A 3,424-nucleotide genomic window follows, 5' to 3' on the forward strand; every position below is an offset into this window, starting at 1 on the left:
GACCGCGGCGGCGACCAGCGCGCGACAGGCGGCATCGTCGGCCACGTTGGCCTGAACCGCTTGGGCGTCGCCGCCCGCGGCGCGAATCTCGGCCGCTGTGTCTTCGGCTTCCGCCTGGGACTTTTGATAGTTGATCGTCACTTGGCAGCCCAGTCGCGCCAGCAGCAGGGCCGTGGCGCGACCGACACCGGTGCCGCCGCCGGTCACCAGCGCGGCTTTCCCCTTGAAGTCCATCGGAGTTTCCACCTGTGGCAAATGTCTGGGAACTTGTCGCCGGCGCGCCAATCAAAGTCGCGCCAGGTCGACAGATCCAGGTCGTCGAAAGGCTAATTAGAATTAGCCCATTTTGGCACAAGAACGTGCCCGATGTGAGTAGGGCGCTAAGCGCCCTCGCCAGAAAAGCGGGCCGTTCCATCGACCCGAGCGATGCTTTGCGGCGAAAATCCGACTCGCCGTACCTGCTTGACGGACTTAACCGCGCTGTACGTTCAACTGGTCGATCACTTCGGTCACGCCGGCGACCCGGCGGCAGCAATGGACGGCCAATTGCCGTTCATAAAACGAGCGGACCAGTCCACGCAGGGTGACACGACCCCCTTCGGCGTCGATGTCGATGCGGCGCAGACCTGGTTCGCTGCGCGTGGCCAGGAACGAGCGAACCCGCCGTTCCAGATCGTGCGTCGTTGCGGTGCTCTCCTCGGGGCTTGACTGCCAGTTTTCGAGCAGCGACTCGCGCGACATGCCAGCATGACCAACATCGGTGCGCAACAAGGAAGAGCGAGGGCTCAATGAGCTTTGCATAAACCGCCTGTATTTGGAGGGAGGGACGCGAACCGGAGGGGACTACGAGCGAAAGAGCCTCGTAGTTCACTATTGATTGTCCGGATAGCGCGAGTTTTTTCAAGTTAGAAAGGCGCTCGTTTGCTGTCACCAACAGATCATGTTGTGAGGCCACGGTGTGCATTTGCGAGCGATGTCGCACAATGAACGACAAATTGGGCAAATGGCGAAGTCAAGCTGGAACACACCGGTAAACGAATCCGCCGCGAAGTAGCGCGTTGCGTGCAGGCATCGCGGTGTCAGCACCAATTCGATCTTGCGAGAGAGAGCCCCTTGACATACAAGCATGCCCCCATCCCTTGCGCGTCGATCGGCGCATCTTTGCCCGCGGAGGTTTACCGTGATTCGCATGTTGGCCGGCTGCTTGTTGCTGACCCTCGTTTTGATTGTTGCCGCGTCCACGGTCGCGACTCCTCCGCCGGCGAACACCGCTGGCGGCGTGACCGACCTGACCTTGCAAGAACAGTTGGAAAAAGGGCTCCGAGCACGTCGCCCGGTTGAGTTTCAATACATCGCCCAGATCGTGGCCCAGGTCGAGGCCGGCACATTGCCGCGCGAACTGATCGACACCACGTTTATCGCTGCTCGCAAGCGGCCTCGCCACCAATTGCAGTACTTCCAGTTTATCCTGCAGTCCCGCGCCCGCGCGCTGGGGTATTCGACCCCCGACCTGAGCGCCCAGATGGCGACCGTCACGCCGTAATCTGGCGAGACCAGTCACCTCTTTCCCTCGTGGGCGCGGCAAACTATCCTCGGACCTGAATGGTGGTCGGTTCGATACATTTGCGCGTCATGCCGAGGATTCTCGTTTGCGAACGCTGGGAGTAATTGTCGCTTTGCTGGTTGCCTGCTGTTGTCTGGCAGGCTGCGCCGACCGACCGCGCGAGCAGTCATTGGCCGAGCAAATGGAGGTTGTTCGCGCCGGGCAATCGTCGTCAATCACGCTATCGAAGCGCCCCGTGAATGACACTGAGCTCGGGGCGATCGCCGAATTGCCGCGCCTGCGGACGTTGCAACTCGACCACGACCATCAATCGTTCACGGCAACTGGCTTGACCGAGCTGGTTAAGCTACCCGAGCTGCAACATTTGCGCTTACGCGGTGCCAAGGTCGATGGCGAAATGCTGCGGCCGATTCTTCAGTTCAAGCACTTGCAGATTCTGAACCTGCCGCAAGCCGACTTGAGTGACGCGGAGTTCGGCCAGCTCGCGACTCTACCCGAGTTGGTCCAATTGCGAATCAGCAGTCCGCGCTTGACGCCTGCCGGCCTGGCCAAGCTCGAAGCGTTCCCCGCGCTGGTGCGCCTGCATTTGATCGACGTGCCGGTCACCGACGCCGGCTTGGCAATCTTCGAGAAGCTGCCACGATTGGAATCGCTGTATCTTGACGGTGCGAACGTCAGTGACGCGGCGCTCGAACGGCTGTTCCGCGCGCGATCCGACCTGCACGTCCATTTGAACCAGGCCCACCACGACCGCGATCCGCATCGCCACCCGCACTAGGCCGATCAGGCTAAAATCGTGGCATTTTCGCGCGCTCTCGCATCTAGCACGCGCCTTGTCGGCCAAGTAAATTGGCGGCAGTGTTTCACGGCGACCACAGCCACATCGGCTCCCAGTTCGCCACGGCTGGAGAGTTTATCATGCATCGCAAATTGCTTGTCGCTTTGTTGTTCTTGGGGCTGGTGGCCAGCAGCACCGCCGCCTTGTTTCGCTCGGCGCCGGCCGGGCCCGCCATGACCACGGCGGCCGAGGCGTTTCTGGCCTCGCTCGACGAGGCTCAACGCGCCAAGGCTCAACTGGACTATGCGTCGCCGGCGCGCGTCGATTGGCACTTCATTCCCAAGCCGACCCGCAAGGGGTTGCAGATTCGCGAGATGAACAGCGATCAGCGCGACGCCGCGCTCAAACTATTGAGTACCGCTCTGAGTCAGACAGGCTATGGCAAGGCGACCCAGATCATGGCCTTGGAACATCTGTTGGCGGAGCTTGAGAAAACTCGTGTTGGGGGGCCGGTGCGTGACGCCGAGCGGTATTATTTCACGGTGTTCGACAAACCAACTGCCGACGGGCGGTGGGGCCTGAGTATCGAAGGGCATCACATGTCGCTCAACTTTGTCGTCGAGCGCGGCAGCGTCATTTCGTCCACGCCGGCGGTGTTCGCCACGAACCCGGCCGTTGTCAAAAGCAGCACCGTGCCCCAGGTCAAGGTGGGCACCCGCGTGCTGGCCAGCGAGGAGACGATTGCGTTCGAGTTGGTCGGGTCGCTATCGACTGAACAGCGCGGAGTGGCGATTCGCGCGGCCAAGGCCCCGGCTGAAATTCGGGCGGCTGGCGAAGCCCAGCCTCCCACGGCCGCGCCGGTCGGTCTGAGCCACGAGCAGATGAATCCGACGCAGCGTGCCACGCTCGAACGATTGGTTCGTGAGTATGCCGCGAACATGCCCGACGATGTGGCCGAGGCCCGGCTCAAGGACATCGTCGAGGCGGGCTGGGGCAAAGTTTATTTCGCCTGGGAAGGGGCCGACCAGCCGGGAGTGGGACACTACTATCGCGTGCAAGGGCCGACGTTCTTGATCGAGTTC

Annotated in this window: 4 protein-coding genes and 1 pseudogene (1 of these 5 running past the window's edge); 3 read left to right on the forward strand and 2 right to left on the reverse strand. The window is 61.7% G+C overall.

The window, feature by feature from the left end:
* Together JSS27_20890 and JSS27_20895 are read right to left on the reverse strand one after the other, a co-directional pair.
* Window positions 1–234, reverse strand: a pseudogene (locus JSS27_20890) (SDR family oxidoreductase) (it extends 529 nt beyond the left edge of the window).
* A gap of 237 nt (window positions 235–471) precedes the next feature.
* Window positions 472–741 (reverse strand): BON domain-containing protein, encoded by a 270-nt coding sequence (locus JSS27_20895; protein ID MBS0211407.1) that lies wholly within the window; start codon window positions 739–741, stop codon window positions 472–474.
* Window positions 742–1,180: 439 nt separating this feature from the next.
* Between JSS27_20895 and JSS27_20900 the strand changes: the two genes are divergently transcribed.
* The 3 genes from JSS27_20900 to JSS27_20910 all read left to right on the forward strand — a co-directional run.
* Window positions 1,181–1,543, forward strand: coding sequence for a hypothetical protein (locus JSS27_20900; GenBank protein ID MBS0211408.1), 363 nt, complete (start codon window positions 1,181–1,183; stop codon window positions 1,541–1,543).
* A gap of 256 nt (window positions 1,544–1,799) precedes the next feature.
* The gene (locus JSS27_20905; GenBank protein MBS0211409.1) at window positions 1,800–2,342 is read left to right on the forward strand and encodes a hypothetical protein; all 543 of its coding nucleotides are present in this window, start codon (window positions 1,800–1,802) and stop codon (window positions 2,340–2,342) included.
* A gap of 140 nt (window positions 2,343–2,482) precedes the next feature.
* On the forward strand, window positions 2,483–3,424 hold a 942-nt coding region (locus JSS27_20910; protein ID MBS0211410.1), incomplete at its 3' end, for a DUF3500 domain-containing protein.

This window comes from Planctomycetota bacterium (assembly GCA_018242585.1).
GTDB lineage: Bacteria > Planctomycetota > Planctomycetia > Pirellulales > PNKZ01 > JAFEBQ01.

Bases quoted from the DNA above. Each gene is read 5' to 3' on its own strand.
- JSS27_20895 (MBS0211407.1), bottom strand. From the start codon at position 741: ATGTCGCGCGAGTCGCTGCTCGAAAACTGGCAGTCAAGCCCCGAGGAG.